The organism is Natrialba aegyptia DSM 13077 (assembly GCF_000337535.1).
Lineage (GTDB): Archaea > Halobacteriota > Halobacteria > Halobacteriales > Natrialbaceae > Natrialba > Natrialba aegyptia.
In genome coordinates this window covers 442808-460959 of the sequence record NZ_AOIP01000031.1, presented here as the reverse complement: position 1 = coordinate 460959, position 18152 = coordinate 442808, and the positions used below count along the sequence as shown (strand labels likewise).

Annotated in this window: 16 protein-coding genes; 11 read left to right on the top strand and 5 right to left on the bottom strand. The window is 64.8% G+C overall.

Annotated elements, in window-relative coordinates:
• Positions 1 to 69: 69 nt before the first annotated feature.
• Positions 70 to 1398, bottom strand: coding sequence for a glycerol-3-phosphate dehydrogenase subunit GlpB (gene glpB, locus C480_RS13440; RefSeq protein ID WP_006666159.1), 1329 nt, complete (start codon positions 1396 to 1398; stop codon positions 70 to 72).
• Positions 1399 to 3075: an anaerobic glycerol-3-phosphate dehydrogenase subunit GlpA gene (gene glpA / locus C480_RS13435; protein ID WP_006666158.1), complete on the bottom strand. Its 1677-nt coding sequence runs from the start codon at positions 3073 to 3075 to the stop codon at positions 1399 to 1401.
• Positions 3076 to 3377: 302 nt separating this feature from the next.
• Between glpA and glpK the strand changes: the two genes are divergently transcribed.
• Together glpK and C480_RS13425 are read left to right on the top strand one after the other, a co-directional pair.
• Entirely contained in the window at positions 3378 to 4919 is a 1542-nt protein-coding gene (glpK, locus tag C480_RS13430; protein WP_006666157.1) for a glycerol kinase GlpK, read from the top strand.
• A gap of 3 nt (positions 4920 to 4922) precedes the next feature.
• Complete coding sequence (locus C480_RS13425) at positions 4923 to 5990, top strand: hypothetical protein (protein WP_006666156.1); 1068 nt, start codon at positions 4923 to 4925, stop codon at positions 5988 to 5990.
• A 402-nt stretch (positions 5991 to 6392) separates the two neighbouring features.
• Here C480_RS13425 and C480_RS13420 read toward each other — a convergent pair whose 3' ends face one another.
• Both C480_RS13420 and C480_RS13415 read right to left on the bottom strand, forming a co-directional pair.
• Positions 6393 to 9056, bottom strand: a complete 2664-nt coding sequence (locus C480_RS13420; protein WP_006666155.1) for a methyl-accepting chemotaxis protein — start codon at positions 9054 to 9056, stop codon at positions 6393 to 6395.
• 319 nt (positions 9057 to 9375) lie between these two features.
• On the bottom strand, positions 9376 to 9699 hold the full coding sequence (locus tag C480_RS13415; protein WP_006666154.1) for a DMT family transporter: 324 nt from the start codon (positions 9697 to 9699) through the stop codon (positions 9376 to 9378).
• Between the two features lie 144 nt (positions 9700 to 9843).
• Between C480_RS13415 and C480_RS13410 the strand changes: the two genes are divergently transcribed.
• From C480_RS13410 to ribB, 5 genes are all read left to right on the top strand, one after another.
• On the top strand, positions 9844 to 10560 hold the full coding sequence (locus C480_RS13410) for an HAD-IIB family hydrolase (protein ID WP_006666153.1): 717 nt from the start codon (positions 9844 to 9846) through the stop codon (positions 10558 to 10560).
• Between the two features lie 63 nt (positions 10561 to 10623).
• The gene (locus C480_RS13405) at positions 10624 to 10956 is read left to right on the top strand and encodes a hypothetical protein (protein WP_006666152.1); all 333 of its coding nucleotides are present in this window, start codon (positions 10624 to 10626) and stop codon (positions 10954 to 10956) included.
• A gap of 49 nt (positions 10957 to 11005) precedes the next feature.
• The gene (twy1, locus tag C480_RS13400; RefSeq protein ID WP_006666151.1) at positions 11006 to 12070 is read left to right on the top strand and encodes a 4-demethylwyosine synthase TYW1; all 1065 of its coding nucleotides are present in this window, start codon (positions 11006 to 11008) and stop codon (positions 12068 to 12070) included.
• Positions 12071 to 12162: 92 nt separating this feature from the next.
• Positions 12163 to 12870, top strand: a complete 708-nt coding sequence (locus tag C480_RS13395; RefSeq protein ID WP_006666150.1) for a DUF120 domain-containing protein — start codon at positions 12163 to 12165, stop codon at positions 12868 to 12870.
• On the top strand, positions 12867 to 13610 hold the full coding sequence (gene ribB / locus C480_RS13390; RefSeq protein ID WP_006666149.1) for a 3,4-dihydroxy-2-butanone-4-phosphate synthase: 744 nt from the start codon (positions 12867 to 12869) through the stop codon (positions 13608 to 13610). Before C480_RS13395 ends, ribB begins: the two co-directional genes overlap by 4 nt.
• Positions 13611 to 13663: 53 nt before the next feature.
• On the opposite strand, the gene C480_RS13385 is transcribed toward ribB, so the two are convergent.
• Entirely contained in the window at positions 13664 to 14047 is a 384-nt protein-coding gene (locus C480_RS13385; RefSeq protein WP_006666148.1) for a DUF7471 family protein, read from the bottom strand.
• A 33-nt stretch (positions 14048 to 14080) separates the two neighbouring features.
• Here C480_RS13385 and C480_RS23495 point away from each other — a divergent pair, with 33 nt between their 5' ends.
• From C480_RS23495 to C480_RS13370, 4 genes are all read left to right on the top strand, one after another.
• Positions 14081 to 14242 carry a hypothetical protein gene (locus C480_RS23495; protein WP_161607008.1) on the top strand — a complete coding sequence of 54 codons (162 nt, stop codon included), beginning with the start codon at positions 14081 to 14083 and terminating at the stop codon, positions 14240 to 14242.
• A 5-nt stretch (positions 14243 to 14247) separates the two neighbouring features.
• Positions 14248 to 14775 carry a winged helix-turn-helix transcriptional regulator gene (locus C480_RS13380; RefSeq protein ID WP_006666147.1) on the top strand — a complete coding sequence of 176 codons (528 nt, stop codon included), beginning with the start codon at positions 14248 to 14250 and terminating at the stop codon, positions 14773 to 14775.
• Between the two features lie 119 nt (positions 14776 to 14894).
• Positions 14895 to 16103 (top strand): beta-propeller fold lactonase family protein, encoded by a 1209-nt coding sequence (locus C480_RS13375; RefSeq protein WP_006666146.1) that lies wholly within the window; start codon positions 14895 to 14897, stop codon positions 16101 to 16103.
• Positions 16100 to 18130, top strand: coding sequence for a copper resistance CopC/CopD family protein (locus C480_RS13370; protein ID WP_006666145.1), 2031 nt, complete (start codon positions 16100 to 16102; stop codon positions 18128 to 18130). Before C480_RS13375 ends, C480_RS13370 begins: the two co-directional genes overlap by 4 nt.
• Positions 18131 to 18152 lie beyond the last annotated feature (22 nt).

The window sequence follows — 18152 nt, the reverse complement described above, 5'->3', positions numbered from 1 at the left end:
TTGAACTCGTACTCGTGTGCCGGGTTGTCCCGACGCCGGTCGAAACGCTTGTTGCGATCACTTTCATTCTCATACGCTCTCCTCCCCCGCGCGCGTCCCGGCGACGTAGCCTGTCGCCAGCGAGACGCCGGCACCGGATTTCTCGGCCGCGTAGTCGTAGCCGCCCAACACGGCACCCGCCGCGCGCAGATTCCTGAACTCGGGGTCGTCGGTCGAATCGAGCGGCCGGAGTTCGCGATCGGGAGCCAGGCCGAAGCGCGCGTAGGGCTGTTCGCCGAAGACGTCGTCGACGAACCAGTTGTAGCGGTCGCTTGCGTGGGGAACGTGGCAGTCGAAGAGCGGTTCGGATACTCGCTCGCGACCGGATTCGATTCCCTTCCCGACCAGGCCGCCCGTCGCGAGAACGTACTGGGCGGCCTCGTGGGGGATTTCGGCCCCGTTGCGGTCGACGACGACGTGATCGATCCGACCGTCGGCCGCTTCGTAATCGACGACCGGCACGCCCGAGGTCACGCGGACGCCCGCATCCTCGAGTTCAGCGTAGAGTAGATCCTCCAGTCGGAGGCCGGGGAGGCTCGGCGGTCCCATCGGGATTTCGAAGACATCGACGCCGAGCGCGTCGGCGAGCGATTCTCGAACCGCGGCTGGCCGGTCGTCGCCTAAAATTGCGGGGAATCCGACGCGCGGTTCGCCCTCGAGATGCGACTCGACGGCTGCGGCGAGGGCTTCGCGTGCGCCGATTTCACCGTTGACGCTGCCACCAGGCGACTGCACCCGTTCGTCCCGATCCAGCAGGTGTGCGTACCGCGTCACCTTGGCGTCGTCGCGAACGATGCCGGGGAACGAGAGCGTCACCCCGCGCGCGTCGAAGGGGGCGCCCGCGGATTCGATGTGCGCTGCCGCAAGGGGCGCCTCGAAATCGGGCAGCGTCTCGAAGCCGACGAGGAGCGCGTCGCGGTCGTCGCTCGCCAGTCCGTCGGCCGTCGCGGCCGGATAGCGCGCGGTCGGTTTGACCGTGCCGCCGTGGGTCGGGACGAGCGCGTTTTTGTCGGTGTGCCCGCCGGCGTAGGCATCGCCGGCGATGTCGTCGAAGAACTCGAGCGCGTCGCGGACGGCCTCGCCGCCGACGCGTTCGTAGGGATGGCCGGTGGGGAGGGTGTCGAGTTCGGCGAAGGGGTCGACGATGGGTTTCTGTTTTTGTCCCTGTCCCTGCTCTTGCCCCTCGCTACCCGGAGCATAGCCGAGCACGTCGATCAACCCGCTCGCGTGACGGAGCGTGCTCTGTTTGGCGGTGACGAGTCGGACGCGGGCGTCGGGTGCCGTCTCGGCGGCTGCGAGCGCGGCAGTTGCGCCCGCGAGTCCGCCGCCGATCACCAGTACGTCGTCGGTGATCGCCATTTACGCGCCCCCGTCGAACTGCGCGTAGTCGACCTGTGCCGGTGCGTTTGCGGGATCGTTGTCTCGGTTCATCGTCGTCGCGTGGAGCGCGTAGTTCAACATTGCCTGTGAGAGCTGTTCGCCCCACAGCGCGTGGCGTTGGCCCTTCCAGCGCTCCTGAAAGAGTTCGTCGAGCGCGTCGCGGACCGTCTGCTCGTCGTACCGGGGGTGGAGTTCGTTCGCCATGTTCTGACAGCAAAAGCCGCCCTGGCAGTTGCCCATGGAGGCGCGGGTTCGGATGCGGACCGCGTTCAGGTCGGAGCCGGACTGCTCGACCGCGTCCTGAATCTCGGCGCGCGTGACGCCCTCGCACTGGCAGATGACGGGATTGGCCTCGTTTTCGTTCGTCTCGAGTACGTCCGGCGCGCGACTGCCGAGGCGCTGTTTGCTCCGGCGGGCGATCGGCGAGCGCAGGCCGAACGAGTCCATTCCTTCCTCGAGCACCGCGATATCTTCGCTGCCGGGCAGCGGTTCCTCGGCGGTGACACACCGGGCGTCGACGCCGAGTTTCGCGCAGACGTGATCGGCGATTTCCTCGGCCATCGCGCGGTAGGTGGTAAACTTGCCGCCGACGATGCTCGACATGCCGCCCACGCCGTCGCGCTCGTCGTGATCGAGCAGGAAGAAGTCCCGCGTGATGTCGGTCGGGTCCTGGGTGCCGGTTCCGGGCGGTTCGTACAGCGGGCGGACGCCCCAGAACGAGCGGATCGTCCGCGCGTCCTCGATGATGGGAACGAGTTCGGCGAGGGTGTCTATCATCTGATCGACTTCCCACTGTTCTTCGGGGTAGTCGTCGGGGTCGTCGACCTCCTCGTCGGTCGTGCCGAGAATGGCGGTCGTCTCGTGGGGGACGATGATGTCGGCGTCGCCTTTCGGCCGGCAGCGGTTGATGACGGTGTCGACCTGGCGGACGTTCATGATGGTCATGACGCCCTTGGAGGGCCGGACCGCGATATCGAGGTCAGCCATCGCGCCGATCCGGCCGGCCCACGCGCCCGTCGCGTTGACGACGTACTCGGCGGTGATTTCCTCGGTCGTGCCGGGCGTCGCGTGCGTTCGCTTGCCCGGTCCGGAGTCGTGGCGGACCTCGACGCCGTAGATGTCGTCGCCCTCGCGCAGGAGGTCGATGACTTCGGCGTGGGTTTCGACGCGCGCGCCGTGGCGCTCGGCGTCGAGGGCGTTCGCGACGCAGAGGCGGAACGGATCGACCGCGCCGTCGGGTACTTGAATCGCGCGCGCCACGTCCTCGGCGAGGTACGGTTCGATCTCGCGGGCTTCGCGCCCCGAGAGGACCGTCGCGGGGATTCCGCAGTCGCGACAGCCCGCGAGTTTCTCCCGGAAGTACTCGTCCGAATCCTCGGGTCGCTGGACGAACAGGCCGCCGGTCTCTTCGACGCAGTGGCTCGCGATATTCCGGAGTATTTCGTTCTCTTCGATACACTCCGTCGCGCTCGCCTGATCGGAGACGGCGTAGCGCCCGCCGCTGTGTAAGAGGCCGTGCATGCGGCCGGTCGTGCCGCCGGTCAGATTGCCTCGTTCGACGAGAGTCACGTCGACGCCGCGTATCGCCAGATCGCGGGCGATGCCACAGCCGGTCGAGCCACCCCCGAGGACGAGGACCGTCGTATCGTGTGCCATCCCTTCGTTCGAGTACCTCGGTCGCCGCGACCTTTATTTTATCGACGCTCACCGACCACCCATAAGAAACAGTGTCCGTGTGGATTGTTGACAACTAATACACCTCACAGTCGCTTATATGGTCCTATAGCAGTTGAAACGTAATCTCAATCGGTATTATCTCAGATTCTGATTATTCGCTCTGCCTTTCTGATAGTCGTCCGACCGCGAATTCGGTAACATTTATAATGATCGTCGAGACTGTTTACCAGTAACGCGTGACCGACAGTAAATTCGGCGCGTGAAACATCGGGGTGACTACAGTGACAGATACTACGTACGTCGGCGCAGTCGACCAGGGAACGACCGGGACCCGCTTTATCGTCTTCGATCACGGTGGCCAGGTCGTCGCAAATGCATACGAAACGCACGAACAGATCTATCCGGAACCCGGCTGGGTCGAACACGACCCGATCGAGATCTGGGAAAACACGAAAACCGTCATTACGCAGGCGCTCGGCCAGGCGGGCATCGCGCCCGAACAGTTAGAGGCCATCGGCGTCACCAACCAGCGCGAAACCACCGTGCTCTGGGACGCCGACTCCGGCCGGCCCGTTCACAACGCCATCGTCTGGCAGGACCGCCGCACCACCGAACGCGTCGAAGAACTCGAGGAGAACGGTGCGGTCGAAACCATCCGCGGGAAGACCGGCCTCGAGCCGGACGCCTACTTCTCGGCGACCAAAGCCGAGTGGCTCCTCGACGAGGCCGATCCGATCAAGATGGAGCGCGCCCGCCCTGCAGACATCCGCGACCGCGCGCAAGCGGGCGACGTGCTCTTCGGAACCATCGATAGCTGGCTGATCTACAACCTCACCGGCAATCACATTACCGAGGTCACGAACGCCTCGCGGACGATGCTGTACAACATTCACGACCTCGAGTGGGACGACGACCTCTTAGAAGAGTTCTCGATCCCCGAAGCGATGCTGCCCGAGGTCCGTCCCTCCAGCGACGACGAAACCTACGGGACCACCGATCCCGACGGCTTCCTCGAAGCCGAGATTCCCATTGCGGGCGCACTCGGCGACCAGCAGGCAGCCCTGTTCGGACAGACCTGTTTCGACGCCGGCGACGCCAAGAACACCTACGGGACGGGTTCGTTCTTCCTGATGAACACCGGCAACGAGGCCGTCGCCTCCGACCAGGGCCTCCTGACGACGATCGGCTTCCAGCGCTCCGGCGAACCCGTCCAGTACGCGCTGGAAGGCTCGATCTTCGTCACCGGCGCGGCCATCGAGTGGCTCGAGGATCTGTCGCTGATCGACGATCCCTCCGAGACGGCCGAACTCGCCCGCAGCGTCGACTCGACGGACGGCGTCTACGTCGTCCCGGCCTTTACGGGCCTCGGTGCGCCTCACTGGGACCAACGCGCACGCGGGACCATCGTCGGGATGACCCGCGGCACCCGCAAGGAACACGTCGTCCGCGCGACCCTCGAATCGATCGCCTACCAGACCCGCGACGTCGCGGAGGCGATGGAGGCCGACTCGGGCATCGAGATGACGAGCCTCAAAGTCGACGGCGGCGCGGTCAAGAACAACTACCTCTGCCAACTCCAGTCCGACATCATCGGCTCGGAAATCGTCCGCCCGGTCGTCGACGAGACGACGGCCCTTGGATCGGCCTACGCGGCCGGCCTCGCCGTCGATTACTGGGACGACACCGACAGCCTGCGCGACAACTGGCAGGTCGATCGAACCTTCGAGACGACGATGGACGCCGAGACGGCGGACGCGCGATACAATCGCTGGCTCGACGCGGTCGAACGCTCGCGCGACTGGGCGCGGGACGGTGAGGAGTAATCCATGTACGAAACGGTGCTTCAGATTCCGGTCATCGGCATGGAAGCCGAGGCGTTCGCCGTCCTGCTGATCGCCGCCCTCGCCGGCGGCGCGTTCGGCGCGGCACTCGGCGCGCTGCCCTCGTTCGTCTTCACGGGCTTCGTCGTCTTCCTGGGCGAGGGGATCGCCACCCTCGAAGGGGAAGTCGGCGGTCTCGAGGGAATCGCAGCGGGTGATATCGCGACCGGGATCACCGACGTGATCGGCTTCGGCGCGGTCACCGGCCCTCATATCGCCTTCGCTGGCGGCGTCGCCGCGACGGCCTACGCCGGCCGGAAGTACCCCGAGATGAAACCCGCCGGCTGGGACTACCACTTCGGCAAGGACATCCTGTACGCGTTCGGAACCAAACCCGACATCCTCGCGGTCGGCGCGATCTTCGGTGCGCTCGGAATGCTCATCACCCAGGTGATGGACGGAATCGGCTTCCCCACCGACAATATCGCACTTTCGGTCGTGGCGACGGCCTTCCTCGCACGGCTCGCGTTCGGCTATCCGCTAGTCGGTAAGGTCGGCGGCTCGAACATCCTCGACATGTCGCCGTTCGAGCGCGAGGAGAAGCGGATGGCGGCCGACGGCGGGACCACGACCAGCCGGCTGGCGACCGAACCCTGGCTGGCCCACCAGTACAAGTGGTCCGGCGTCACCACCATCGGCCTCGTCGGCGGTATCCTCGGCGGATTCATCTGGCTCGAGACGGGGAGTATCTTCATGGGCTATGGGATCTCGGCGATGAGCCTGCTGTTTCTCAACCTCGGCGTCGAGAAGATTCCCGTCACGCACCACATCACGCTGTTAGGATCGACGGGTGCGGTAATCGCGGCGTCGGCCGTCGGAAGCGACCCGATCGTGCTGCTCGTCGCCGGCGCGTTCGGCGTGATCAGCGCCCTCATCGGCGAACTGTCCCAGCGGGTGTTCTACTCCCACTCCGGCACGCACGTCGACCCGCCGGCGATGGCCATCGCCGCGTTCATGCTCGTGATCGGTGTGCTCTATCTGGCCGGCCTCCTGCCGAACGCAGGCTACCTCTGACCGGAACTCTCCTTTCTTTTCCCTCGAACTGACGATTTTCGGCCGTCGACACCGATGGCGTCCGTTTCTCCGCCGCCACAGCTGCGCCCCGTCCAGTTGCCGCTGTCAGCGCCACGCTCCTCAGGAACGTCTGCTACGCCGGTCGTCTGCGGACCGTCCTGATCGTACTCTGCTACAGAATACAACGACCGTATCAGAGTTTGATACAGAATACAACGGGCGTGTCGGGAGCGACCCAGAGGCGCGTCACGCCACCGCGTCTACCCAACGGCGGGCTCGATTCCGCGACGCTGTTCGATTGCAAGCCCCGCTACGCCGCTGTCTTTTGCCGTTCTGGGCTTCGAATGACTCTTCGACCCGGAACAGTCGATTCGAGTTCAGAACTGGCCCGGAGCGGTCACCTCAGCGGTCCGTCCCGGTTTCGTCTGCGGTCTCTTCGTCATCGTCCGCAGCCCCGTCCTCGTCAGCGGAGTCGTCGGACGTATCGTCGGGGTCCGCTATCGCAGGCGGGGTTTCACCCGCCGTTTCGACGCCATCACGCGGCGTGGCGCTCGGCGCGTCAGTTTCGCCACTTTCGTCGCCGGTCTCCGAATCCGCCTTCGGCGCTGAACTCGCGTCGTCTGCCTCGCGTTCGTCGTCAAGGTATTGGAGTTCCGTCGGTTCGGTCGCCTCGATCGTTTCGTGGTCGTCCGCGTTCGCCGCGCGGATCGCCTCTCGATCGGTCGTGAACGCTGCAACCGATTCCTGCAGGCTCACGGATTGCTCCGAGAGGGCGTCGGCGTTCTGACTTACCGTCGTAATGGCTGTGGTTTGCTCTTCGACGGCTCCGGCGACGGCGCTGGCTTCGCTCGCCGTTTCGGTGCTGATCTCGGTCACGTCGTCGACCATCGTGACGAGTTCTTGCGTCGAGTTGGCGATGCCGTCGGTGGCGTCGCTGATCTCCTGGACGCCGTGGTCGGCCTCGGTTACTTCGGCTTCGATTTCGCTGAAAGCGGCGGCGGATTGTTCGACGGTTTCGGTGCCGTCGGCGACGTGTTCGCGCATGGCTTCCATCTCCGCGACGGTGTCGGTGGTCTGGGACTGAACGGTGTCGATGAGCTGGTTGATCTCGGCGGCGGAGTCTTTGGTTTCCTCCGCGAGTTGTTTGACTTCGTTTGCGACGACGGCGAACCCGTTGCCGTTAGCGTTTCGGCCGCCGTCGCCGTTGTTGGCGTGGGCCGCCTCGATCGAGGCGTTGAGCGCGAGGATGTTGGTCTGGTCGGCGATATCGGTGATGACGTCGATAATCTCGTCGATTTCAGCCATCGAGTCGTCGAGTTCGCGAATCGCCCGGAGCGTGGATTCGGTTCGCTGCTCGATGTCCTCCATTTCGTCGACCACGTCGGCCGCCGCCTCGCGGCCGTCGTTTGCGCGCTCGGCCGCGTGTTGGGAGGTTTCTGCGAGGCTGTCGGCGGTGGCGGCGATCTCTTCGATGTTCGCGGAGATGCCCTGGACTTCGCCGGAGATGGTTTCCATGCGCTCGTTCTGTCGATCCGCGTAGCCGGTGATCTGCTGGACGGAGTCGCTGACGGTCTCACTTGTCGCCTCGAGTTCGGCCGCGCGGGCTTGCACGTCGTCGCTCGCGTCGGAGACGTCGGTGGCGAACGCGGAGACGGTGGCGACGGTGCGCTCGATGTCGTCTAACATCTCGTTGAACGTCGTGGCGATTTCGGCCATCGGGTCGCTCTCGGTATCGGGGTCGAGTCGCCGCGTCAGATCGCCGCCGGCACAGGCGCGCATGACGTCGCAGTACTCGGTCGCCGTTCGTTCCAGGTGGTCGGTCATCGCCTGGGCGTCCCGACGGGCGCGTTCGGCGCGCTCTTTTGCTTCCTCGGCTTCTTTTCGCGCCGTGTCTGCCTGCGCTCTGGCTTGCTCCGAGTCTTCGCGGGCCTGCTCTGCCTCTGCGCGGGCCTGATCTGACTCCTCGATCTGGTCGACGAGCGAGAGGCGCATGTCGTCGATCGACTCGTAGAGGGTGCCGATCTCGTCGATGCGATCCGATTCGACGGTCGTATCGAACTCGCCGTCCCTGATCGCGGCCGCGCGGTCGGACAGGTCGCTGAGCGATCGAGCGGTGGTGCGTCCGAGCACGACGCCGAAGACGCCGATCAGTGCGACGCCGACGAAGGTGATCAACAGGCCGAACTGGGTCGCGCTGTGGGCGAAGCCGAGCGCCTCAGCTTCGGTCGTGTGGACGAGGACGGTCCAGTCGCTGGCGGTCGTGTAGTAGCCGACGACGTAGCCGTCAGGGTTGAAGTTGTAGGGGGCGCTCCGAAGCGTTTCCCCGGGGGGCTCGTTGACCAGGAGCGACCCGCGGTTTTCCGACTGGACCGTTTCGAGAACGCCACTTTGGTCCTCGTAGGTCGTGAGGAACGTCGCGTTCTCGCCGTCGTCATTGCCCATGTAGGCGTCGTCGTTGACGATCCGGCCCTGTTCGTCGAGGATCGTCATGACGGTATCCGAGTCCGCAGTGGTGATCATCCCGGTCGATCGGTCCGCTAATCCGAACGTGAACACGAGCGCGTGCTCGCCGTCGTTGACGCCGATATAGTAGGAAATCACTGGATACGTATCGGCCGAGCGGCCGAGTTGATCCGGCATCGAGTACGGGTCCGTCTGCGCGACCGTATCCGTCGAGAGACCCGAATCGAGTTCGTCGGCGTCCGGGAAGGCGAGCGTCTCTACGGAATCGGCGTCGCCGCCGACGCCGGTGACGACCTCGCCGGTCGTCGTATTGACGTAGAGGCCGTTCATCCGCGATTCGGGCATGTCGTAGTACGTTTCTTCGAGATAGGATTGAATCGCCTCCGGATCGTTCGTGTCGACGACCGGGGCGTCGGAAGCGGCCTGAACGACGTTTCGGTTCTGTTCGAGCCAGGATTCCATGGCCGTCCCTTCCTGGTAGGCCGCGTTCTGTCGCTCTTCGAGCGCAGATGCTTCCACGTTATCCGTGAGTAACGTCGTCGCAGCGAAGCCGAGCCCGCCGATCGAGAGCCCGAGAACGAGAAAGACGACGCCGAACTTCAACGCATACTTTCGTCTGATGATTGACGGTACCAGTTGCCGTCCCTTCCACACCATAGCTGCTAACGCCGAGCAGCGTTCTTAGTTCTTATTGCCAGACAAGTCAATTTTGAATAGTATAACGAGTAAACTGTCTGGATGAATATGGTTGCCGGCAACATTGTGAAGGACATCCAATATTTCGGCATATATTGAACTCAGTCGAACGAATCGGTCCGTTCTTGCTGGCAACAACGAGTTCCGATCAGTTGAGGGATCCCGACCAGTCCCCCAGCAGTAACGGCGATTGCCGATCGACGGCCACTGCGCGTCTCTTCGCCGGTCAGTGACCGCCGGAAACGAGGTGGAGGCCGACGATTCCGACGACGATAACGCTGATGAACCCGACCCGAGCGAGCGTCATCGGTTCGTCGAAGAGAACGATCCCGAGCGTGGCGGTCCCGACGGCTCCGATCCCCGTCCAGACGGCGTAGGCCGTCCCGATCGGGAGTTCCGTTACCGCCCGTGCGAGGAGGATCATACTGATGGCGAGTGCGACGACGGTACCCGCCGTGGGGAGCGGCTTCAAGAATCCGTCGGAGTACTGGAGTCCGATCGCCCACGCGATCTCGAATATGCCGGCAACGAACAGGATATACCACGACATGCCTGTTGACTTCGTTTCCTGGCCGGGCTATAGGTTTCGTTTGCCGCTCTCCGCCACACTCGATTCGTCGTCCTGGCCCTCGAAATCCGGCGGCTATCCCCGCTTGCCCCGACGTTTTTAGGCCCCGCGCTGCCATCTGCGTGTATGCCTCCATCGCCATCCGCATCCCCCTCATCATCGCCGTCTTCACCCTCCCCACCACCGCTCGTCTTAGACATCGACGGCACCCTCACGCGCCCCGAGGGCTGGGGCATCGACCCCCGCATCTTCGATCCCCTCCGCGAGTGGGACGCCCCCGTCATCCTCGCCACCGGGAAGGCCTTTCCCTACCCCATCGCGCTCTGTCACTTCATCGGCGTTCCCGAACTCGTCGTCGCCGAAAACGGCGGCGTCGTCTACACCGGCGAGGACGCGCTCTTTACCGCCGACCGCGACGCCCCCCAGACCGTCGCCGAACAGTATCGCGCCGCCGGCTACGACCTCGGGTGGGGCGACGGCGACACGATCAACCGCTGGCGCGAAACCGAAATCGCCGTCAGCCGCGACCAACCCCTCGACCCGCTCGAAGCGTTCGCCGCCGACGCCGAACTCGAGGTGATCGATACGGGGTACGCCTACCACGTCAAGGACGCCGCGCCGAACAAGGGCGACGGCGTCGAGGTGATCGCCGAGCACGTCGGCATCGACCTCGCCGACTGCGTCGCGGTCGGCGATTCGATCAACGACGTCTCGACGTTCGAGGTCGTCGGACGGAGCTTCGCGGTTTCGAACGCGGACGAGGAGGCGCGGGCGGCGGCCGACGAGGTGCTCGATGCGGCCCACGCCGACGGGACCCTTTCAGTGCTCGAACGAGTTCGGTAACGGCGGCGATCGCCGGCGGGCGCTACGCAGAACGCTTTTGCGTGCGCCGTCGAAGACTCACGTATGGACGCAGCCGAGGTGGTGATCGCGCTCGGTGGGGTCGTCGGGACGCTCGCGCTCTTCGCGTACGTCTCCCGGGATGCGGCTCGCAACGAGGTTCCGCGGTCGCGGCTCTGGGGGGTGATCGCGGCGGCACCGTTCGCCGTCGGCGTGTGGCTGTACCTGTTCGCGCCGGCTCCCATGCCCGGCGTGATCATGACGGCAAACACCGGCATCGTGTTGTACACCTTCGAACGCGGAATCGCGAACGAGGACGACGAACCGGCCGAGCCGGGGCAGCTTCCACACGCGCCCACGACGAGTTCGGAGGAATCCGTCGATTCGCAGACGAAGTAACGGACGACACCACACGTCTTTTGGTGGCCCCTGTCCAAGCGATTGCAATATGAGCGATTCCGCCGACGCCGGCGTCGAGGTGGGAGCCGACGCCGATCCGGACCAGGGTCGGGACCGAGACCGGGACGACGGCGACCCCGCCGGCGGGCCGGCACAGGTCTCGAGCCCGAACTATCACAGCGAGAACCACACCGCCGCCCAGACCTGCGGCTGGACGGCGAACGCCCTGCGCGGGGACGGTCGGTGCTACAAGAACATCTACTACGGCATCGAGTCCCACCGCTGCATCCAGATGACGCCGGTGGTCAAGTGCAACGAGCGCTGCGTCTTCTGCTGGCGGGACCACCAGGGTCACGCCTACGAGATGGACGAGGTCGAGTGGGACGATCCCGAGGCCGTCGTCGACGCCTCGATCGAGTTGCAAAAAAAGCTCCTGTCCGGATTCGGCGGCAACGACGAGGTGCCGCGCGAGGTGTTCGACGAAGCGATGGAACCCCGCCACGTCGCCATCTCGCTCGACGGCGAGCCCACCCTCTATCCGTACCTGCCGGAACTGCTCGAAGCCTTCCACGACCGGGACATCACCACCTTCCTCGTCTCGAACGGCACCCGGCCCGAGGTCCTCCGGGAGTGCGATCCCACGCAACTGTACGTCAGCGTCGACGCTCCCGAGCGCCACACGTTTGATCAGGTCGTCAAAGCCGTCGACGACGACGCCTGGGACCGCCTCCTCGAGACGATGGCCGTCCTTCGAGAAAAAGACGAGACCCGTACGGTCCTCCGGACGACGCTCGTCAAGGGCGAGAACATGCACCACCCGGACTGGTACGCCGGCTTCTACCAGCAGGCCGACCCCGATTTCATCGAACTCAAGGCGTACATGCACGTCGGCCACTCCCAGGGGCGACTGGACCGCTCGTCGATGCCCGACCACGAGGAGGTTCTCGAGTTCGCCGACGCCGTCAAATCGCACCTGCCCGAGTTCAGCGAGTGCAAGGGCGTGCCCTCCTCGCGCGTCGCGCTGCTCTCGAAGACGAGCGATACGTGGGTGCCGAAATTGAAGAAAGGAAGCGAGTTCTGGGCGCGCGATCCGGTGACCGGAACGGGCGACTAACCGGCTCGATAAACGCTCGACAACGCCATAGCAGTTCTGTTACGCATTCCACATTCGATACGCTTTTGACTGGTGACGACAAAGCGTCGGCTATGTCAACGACAGCGGAGTCCGCCGTCGGCCACGACGAACTCGCCGTCCTCAAATTGCTCGCCCTCGAGGGCGGGCTCGAAGGCGACGTCAAAATTTCCTGTTCTCATCTCGCCGACCGGCTCGACGCGTCGAACCAGACCGCCTCGCGCCGCCTCCAGCGCCTCGAGAGCGCCGCCCTCCTCCAACGCGACACCGTCAGTGACGGACAATGGGTCGGGATCACCGACGCCGGTGAACACGCGCTCCACGCCGAATACGAGGACTACCGACGGATCTTCGAGACCGACTCGGAAGTCGAACTCGAGGGGACCGTCACGAGCGGCATGGGCGAGGGCCGGCACTACATCTCTCTACCCGGCTACAACCGTCAGTTCGAGGACCGCCTCGGCTACGAGCCGTTCCCGGGCACGCTAAACGTCGACCTCCGGGACGACAGCGTCCGCCGCCGCAGCGCACTCTCCTCGCTCGAGCCCGTCCACATCGACGGCTGGGAGGACGACGACCGCACCTACGGCCCCGCGGTCTGTTACTCGGCGACGATCGAAACGGCGGACGGTCGACGGTACGAGACCGCCCACACCATCGCCCCCGAGCGAACCCACCACGACGAGGACCAACTCGAGGTCATCGCTCCCGACAAACTCCGCGAAGAACTCGAGCTGGAGGACGCCGACCGCGTGACGGTCATCGTGGGTGATCGCCAATGACGGGTCGGCAAGCCGGCGCACACCCGAACACGGACCCGAATACGGACGAGGGAACGGAAACCAGCACGGAGGCGGCACCCGGATCGAGTTCAGAACGAGGGTCGATCGACCACGCGCTGCAGGCGCTCCGCGCGGGCGAGCCGATCCTCGTCCACGACGCGGCCGACCGCGAGGGCGAGACGGATCTTATCTATCACGCGGACGCCGTCACACCGGATGCCGTCGCTCGGATGCGCAACGACGCCGGGGGCCTCGTCTGCGTCGCGCTCGGCCACGACGTTGCCGAGGCGTTCGATCTCCCGTTCTACGGTGAGGCCGTCGACCACCCCGCGACCGGGGACCACGACCTCGGCTACGACGAGCGGTCGTCGTTTTCGCTGACCGTCAACCACCGCGACACCTACACCGGCATCACCGATGCGGACCGCTCGCGGACCATCCGCGCACTCGGTGAGGCCGCTGGCACCCCCGCGACAACCGACTTTGCGTCGGAGTTCCGCGTCCCGGGCCACGTCCACCTGCTCAAGGGTGCCCCGGAGCTGCTGGCACAGCGCGAGGGCCACACTGAACTCGGCCTCGCGCTCGCGGCGGCGGCCGACCTGCCGCCCGCTGTCGTCGTCTGTGAGATGTTAGACGACGAGACCGGGCGGGCGCGCACGCCGGCCGACGCCCGCGTCTACGCTGATAACCACGACGTTACGTATATCGAGGGGCGGACGGTTCTCGATCGGTTCGCGTAGCGGTCGTCTCGTCCGCGTTGGCCCCGAGTGACCGTTCGTGGTCGACCACGCGCTCACTCCTTCACGTGCTCGCCCTCGATACCGTCATCACTGCTTCCGGGCCCGGCGTATCTATTTCTCGACGCACTTCTGCTTCGGTACACGATATACAGAACGAGGGCTGCAATAGAGAAATCAACCCCGTGTCCGACGAGGTGGTGGATCGTCATCGGTACCAGCCCGAACACCGTCCCGAGTCCGATGATCGACCGCGCGACGAGCAATCCGAGGACGACCGTAATCAACAGATACCGACTCGATCGGCGCTGCAGATAGGCGACGAGTCCGACACCGAGCAACGCCGTCGTTCCGACGACCGCAAGGCAGATCATGGCGAGCAACACGGGTGCGAACTCGGGATCTACCCACCCGATATCGAACGGGGTCGTGTAGTCCATCGGCGCGGCTCTATGTCGGATGGTGAGTCACGTATGTGCTTCGGTGCGATCGTCGACTCGGAACTCACCGTTCACCGCTCGCAACTTGCAACTCGCAACTCGCAACTCGGCCCGTTCCCGTCCGTCGGGAACGACCGCAACCCGTTATCACGATCGCTAGCAGAGACGTACACGCAGGACCGCCACAGCCATTAGCCACTATGAGTGATACGCGACGCCGAATCAGAACGCACGTGCAGGACAACGCCGGTATCCACTTCAACGAACTCGTCAGAACGTCCGACTTCGCGCCGGGACAGATCCAGTACCACGTCCGGCGACTCCTGGACCAAGATGAACTCGTTCGGTGCGAGTTCTACGGTCGGACCCACTACTATCCGCCGGAGTACGACGAGCGTGAGCGGGCGATGCTGGCGCTGTTCCGTCGGGAAACGGCTCGCGAAATCGTCGTCTATCTGATCGAACACGAACCGGCTTCCCCAGTTGCCGTTGCCGACTCGCTCGGTATCGCCAGAAGCACGCTCGAGTACCATCTCGACCGCCTCGTCGAACACGCAATCGTCGAGAAATCCTACGACGAACGCAATCGCGTGACGCTCGTGCTTGCGAACCCGGAGTCGACGGGCAGACTCCTGTCGGCGGTCGAACCGTCGGTTCCGGACCGCTTCGTCGATCGGTTCACGCGGCTCGTCGACGGGTTGCTCGAGGAGTCTCCCGAATCGCGCTAACTGCGTTCGCGTCGTCGCGCAGTCCGGGTCGCACTGTCGCTCGTTTTCGAGGAATGTACCACAATTTCGATATACGTACCATAACTACGAATAATATAGCGTGTCCCAGGTGAGAGTATATGGACGCATCCATCGATCGACGGCGACTCGTACAGGGACTAAGTGGGAGTTTCGTCGTCGGACTCGCCGGCTGTCTCGGCGGTGACGAGGACGAGGACGATCCGGCGGAAAACGGCGACACTGACGAGAACGGTTCGGCCGAGGACGGCAGCGCCGGACTCGCGTACGCCTTCGGCTCGGAAACGATCGCACTCATCGACCCGTCCGAGGGCGAGGTCGTCGACGAGATTACGGACGGGGTCGACGGCTACACCTACGGCGATGCCGTGCTGACGAACGACGGGAGCTACCTCTACGTTATCGAAGACTCCCTCTCGCAGGTCCTGGTTATCGACACCGCATCCCGCGAAATAGTCGCCGAGGTCGCGATGGGTCCCGGCGGCACCCACATGTACCACCCGAACGACGAGGAGATGTGGGCCCACTCCGACGACGAGGGAACGTTCTACGTCATCGATACGTCGTCCCACGAGGTCGTCGAAACCGTCGAGGCCGGCCTCGACGGTGAAGGCCACGGGAAACTCCTCTATCACGAGGACTTCGGTTCGACGGGCTACGCGACGAACGTCAACGACGCGGCGGCACACGTCATCGACATGGACGCCTACGAGCGCGTCGACTCCATCGAACTCGGCGACGAGGGCGGCACCCACTACAAGGCGTACAGTCCGCAAACCGGGCTTGCCTACTTCGAACGCTCCGGCGGCGTCGGGACGACCGCCGTGGTCGACACCGAGACGAACGAGGTCGTCGACGAACTCGAGTTCAGCGGCGGCCTGTATCTCACGCCGGACGAGGAGCGACTGGGCAACATCGGCGAAAACGAGATTCGCCTTCTCGATGCGACGAGCGAGACTACCGACGAAATCGGATCCGTCACGGTCGAGGGCGGCCCGGACGCCCTGGAGTACTACGAGGCCGACGACACGCTGTACGGCTTTACCGCGAACACGATGACGCCCGAGGCGGCCGTCATCGATCTTGACGACCTCTCAGTCGTCGACCATATTGACGCCGGGAGCATCGAACGACCCGAGGACGCCCACCATCTCCACCGATCGGCCGTCTCGGGCGACGGCTACTTCTTTACGCCCGCGGATGCCGACGGAACCGTTGCGGTGATCGATATGGCGAACCGCGAACTGATCGAACACGTCCCCGTTGAGGAGGGTGTCGACACCGTCCAGTACGTTCCCGAGTCAGAATGAGCGCCGACGGATCGTTCGAGTACAACCGGTGGTCCCGTTTGCGACCGGCGCGGGGACTCGTCGCGCTCGCCGTTGCAGCCCTCGTACTCACGAGCCTTGCGACGCCAGTTGCGGCGCACGCGTACTTGAGCGATTCCGATCCGGCCAACGGTGAACGGATCGATGCCGTTCCCGACGAGATAACCCTCTCCTTCTCGGGCGACGGCGTGCAAGTCGCCGACGCGACCGTCACCGGCCCCGACGGCGCGGACGTAAGCGGCGCGGCCGAAATCGACGCCGACGACTCCCAACTCGTCCGCGTTCCGATCGAGCGTTCGGCCGACGAGAACGACGCCGAGGGGCTGTACAGCGTCGAGTGGGAGATCCTCGCTGACGACGGCCACACGGTCAGCGGCTCGTTCGTCTTCAGCGTCGGCGACGAACCGCTCGACCGGGATACGGTACTCGAGGCCCACGAGGACGAGGGACCGGATGAGGATGTTTCGCCGATCGCTGCCGGCGCGAAAGGGCTGTTGCTGATCGCACTCGTCGGTCTCATCGGTGCCCCGATTACGGCCGTCGTCGCCGTCTATCCAGCCGTTTCACGAGTCCAGTCGTCGTCTCGGTCGTTCCGAACAGTCGACCGCAGACTCGGCCGAATTCTCGCCACAGCGGGCGCTGTTCTGTTCGGTTCTGTACTCGCGCTTGGACTGGTACGGGCGACTTCGATCGGGTCGCTCTCTTTCGAGACGATGGTCCAGTTCCTGGCCACACCGCTCGGCCGTGAGTGGCTCGTTCAGGTCGGATTGACCGCACTTCTCGGGCTGGTTCTTGTCGGTGGACTAACCGGACGGCTCCCCCGTCGAGGGTGGCTCGCCGGCACCGCAGTCGGGGCCGCCTTCGTCGGTGCGACCGTCGGCTGGACGAGCCACTCGGCCACCGCCATCGACCGGTTACAGGGCGCCGCCATCGATATCGCCCACCTCGGCGGTGCCGGCCTCTGGGTCGGCGGACTCGTCGTCCTTGCACTCGTCGTCCCGGCCGCGCTTCGCGAGGCGAAGCCGGTCGACAGAAACGACCTCGCCGCCGGGGCGATCCGGCGTTACTCCCTGCTCGCACTCGCCGGCGTGACCCTCGCCGGCGCGACCGGACTCGTCCTGGCGAGTTGGCACGTCCCGTCGCTCGCCGCACTCACGGATTCCCTCTACGGACTCTCGCTCTCCGCGAAGTCCCTCCTGATCCTGCTCGCGCTCGGACTCGGCGGTCTCACCCGATTCGTCCTCCTCTCCCGGCTCGCGGAGAACTCGGGCCGAGAGTTCAGTGCAGCAGCTACTGACGCCGATACCGATACTGATACTGATACTGATACCGCTACCGTCGCCACGTTCGTCCACGCCGTTCGCTTCGAGGTTGCCGTTCTCGTGGCGGTCCTCCTCATCTCCGGGCTGTTGACATCGGCCCCGACTGCTGCGGTCGTCAGTGACGGGGCCGGCGGCTCGGAACTGGTGACGATCGAACGCGAGGTGACGGACGGTGTCGCTCTCGAACTGCAGGCAGGGCCGACGGCTGACGGCGCTACTGCGACCGCCAACGAAACCGGTAATTCGGGCAGTTCACAGCAACTGCTCGTCCGGCCCGGCGACCCCATCGTCTTCGACGTTGCCTTCGCGAGTTCAGCGGCGGCTGACGACACACGGATCGACTCGGACGGCCCGGTGCGCCTGCTCGCGACTGCGACGGAGGGGGACCGGACGGTCAACGTTGAACTCGAGGAAACCGCGGACGGGACCTACGCGACGGTGCAGACGCTTCCGGTCGAGGGCGATTGGGAGGTTCGTATCACGGGAAGTCCGAACGACGAGTTCGTCAGCGAGACGTACGACGCGCGCGTCGAGACTGCCGAGACGGGCGACGCGCACGCCGACCACGACGGCGGAGCCGCCGGTTCGCCGTTGTCGTTGCTCCTCCAGTTCGGTGCTGTGGCGATTGCGGTCGTCGGCTCCGTTGCCGTCGCCGTCGAAGCGACTCGGTTCCGGGAGCGAACCTAACTGCTCCGCGGAGCACCGCGGA

What these genes read in the sequence shown, in the direction of transcription:
- glpB (WP_006666159.1), bottom strand. Translation starts at nt 1,398, where the DNA reads ATGGCGATCACCGACGACGTACTGGTGATCGGCGGCGGACTCGCGGGC.
- C480_RS13375 (WP_006666146.1), top strand. Translation starts at nt 14,895, where the DNA reads ATGGACGCATCCATCGATCGACGGCGACTCGTACAGGGACTAAGTGGG.
- glpA (WP_006666158.1), bottom strand. Translation starts at nt 3,075, where the DNA reads ATGGCACACGATACGACGGTCCTCGTCCTCGGGGGTGGCTCGACCGGC.
- C480_RS13410 (WP_006666153.1), top strand. Translation starts at nt 9,844, where the DNA reads ATGCCTCCATCGCCATCCGCATCCCCCTCATCATCGCCGTCTTCACCC.
- twy1 (WP_006666151.1), top strand. Translation starts at nt 11,006, where the DNA reads ATGAGCGATTCCGCCGACGCCGGCGTCGAGGTGGGAGCCGACGCCGAT.
- C480_RS13425 (WP_006666156.1), top strand. Translation starts at nt 4,923, where the DNA reads ATGTACGAAACGGTGCTTCAGATTCCGGTCATCGGCATGGAAGCCGAG.
- C480_RS13370 (WP_006666145.1), top strand. Translation starts at nt 16,100, where the DNA reads ATGAGCGCCGACGGATCGTTCGAGTACAACCGGTGGTCCCGTTTGCGA.
- C480_RS13405 (WP_006666152.1), top strand. Translation starts at nt 10,624, where the DNA reads ATGGACGCAGCCGAGGTGGTGATCGCGCTCGGTGGGGTCGTCGGGACG.
- C480_RS13415 (WP_006666154.1), bottom strand. Translation starts at nt 9,699, where the DNA reads ATGTCGTGGTATATCCTGTTCGTTGCCGGCATATTCGAGATCGCGTGG.
- ribB (WP_006666149.1), top strand. Translation starts at nt 12,867, where the DNA reads ATGACGGGTCGGCAAGCCGGCGCACACCCGAACACGGACCCGAATACG.
- C480_RS23495 (WP_161607008.1), top strand. Translation starts at nt 14,081, where the DNA reads ATGTGCTTCGGTGCGATCGTCGACTCGGAACTCACCGTTCACCGCTCG.
- C480_RS13385 (WP_006666148.1), bottom strand. Translation starts at nt 14,047, where the DNA reads ATGGACTACACGACCCCGTTCGATATCGGGTGGGTAGATCCCGAGTTC.
- C480_RS13380 (WP_006666147.1), top strand. Translation starts at nt 14,248, where the DNA reads ATGAGTGATACGCGACGCCGAATCAGAACGCACGTGCAGGACAACGCC.
- C480_RS13395 (WP_006666150.1), top strand. Translation starts at nt 12,163, where the DNA reads ATGTCAACGACAGCGGAGTCCGCCGTCGGCCACGACGAACTCGCCGTC.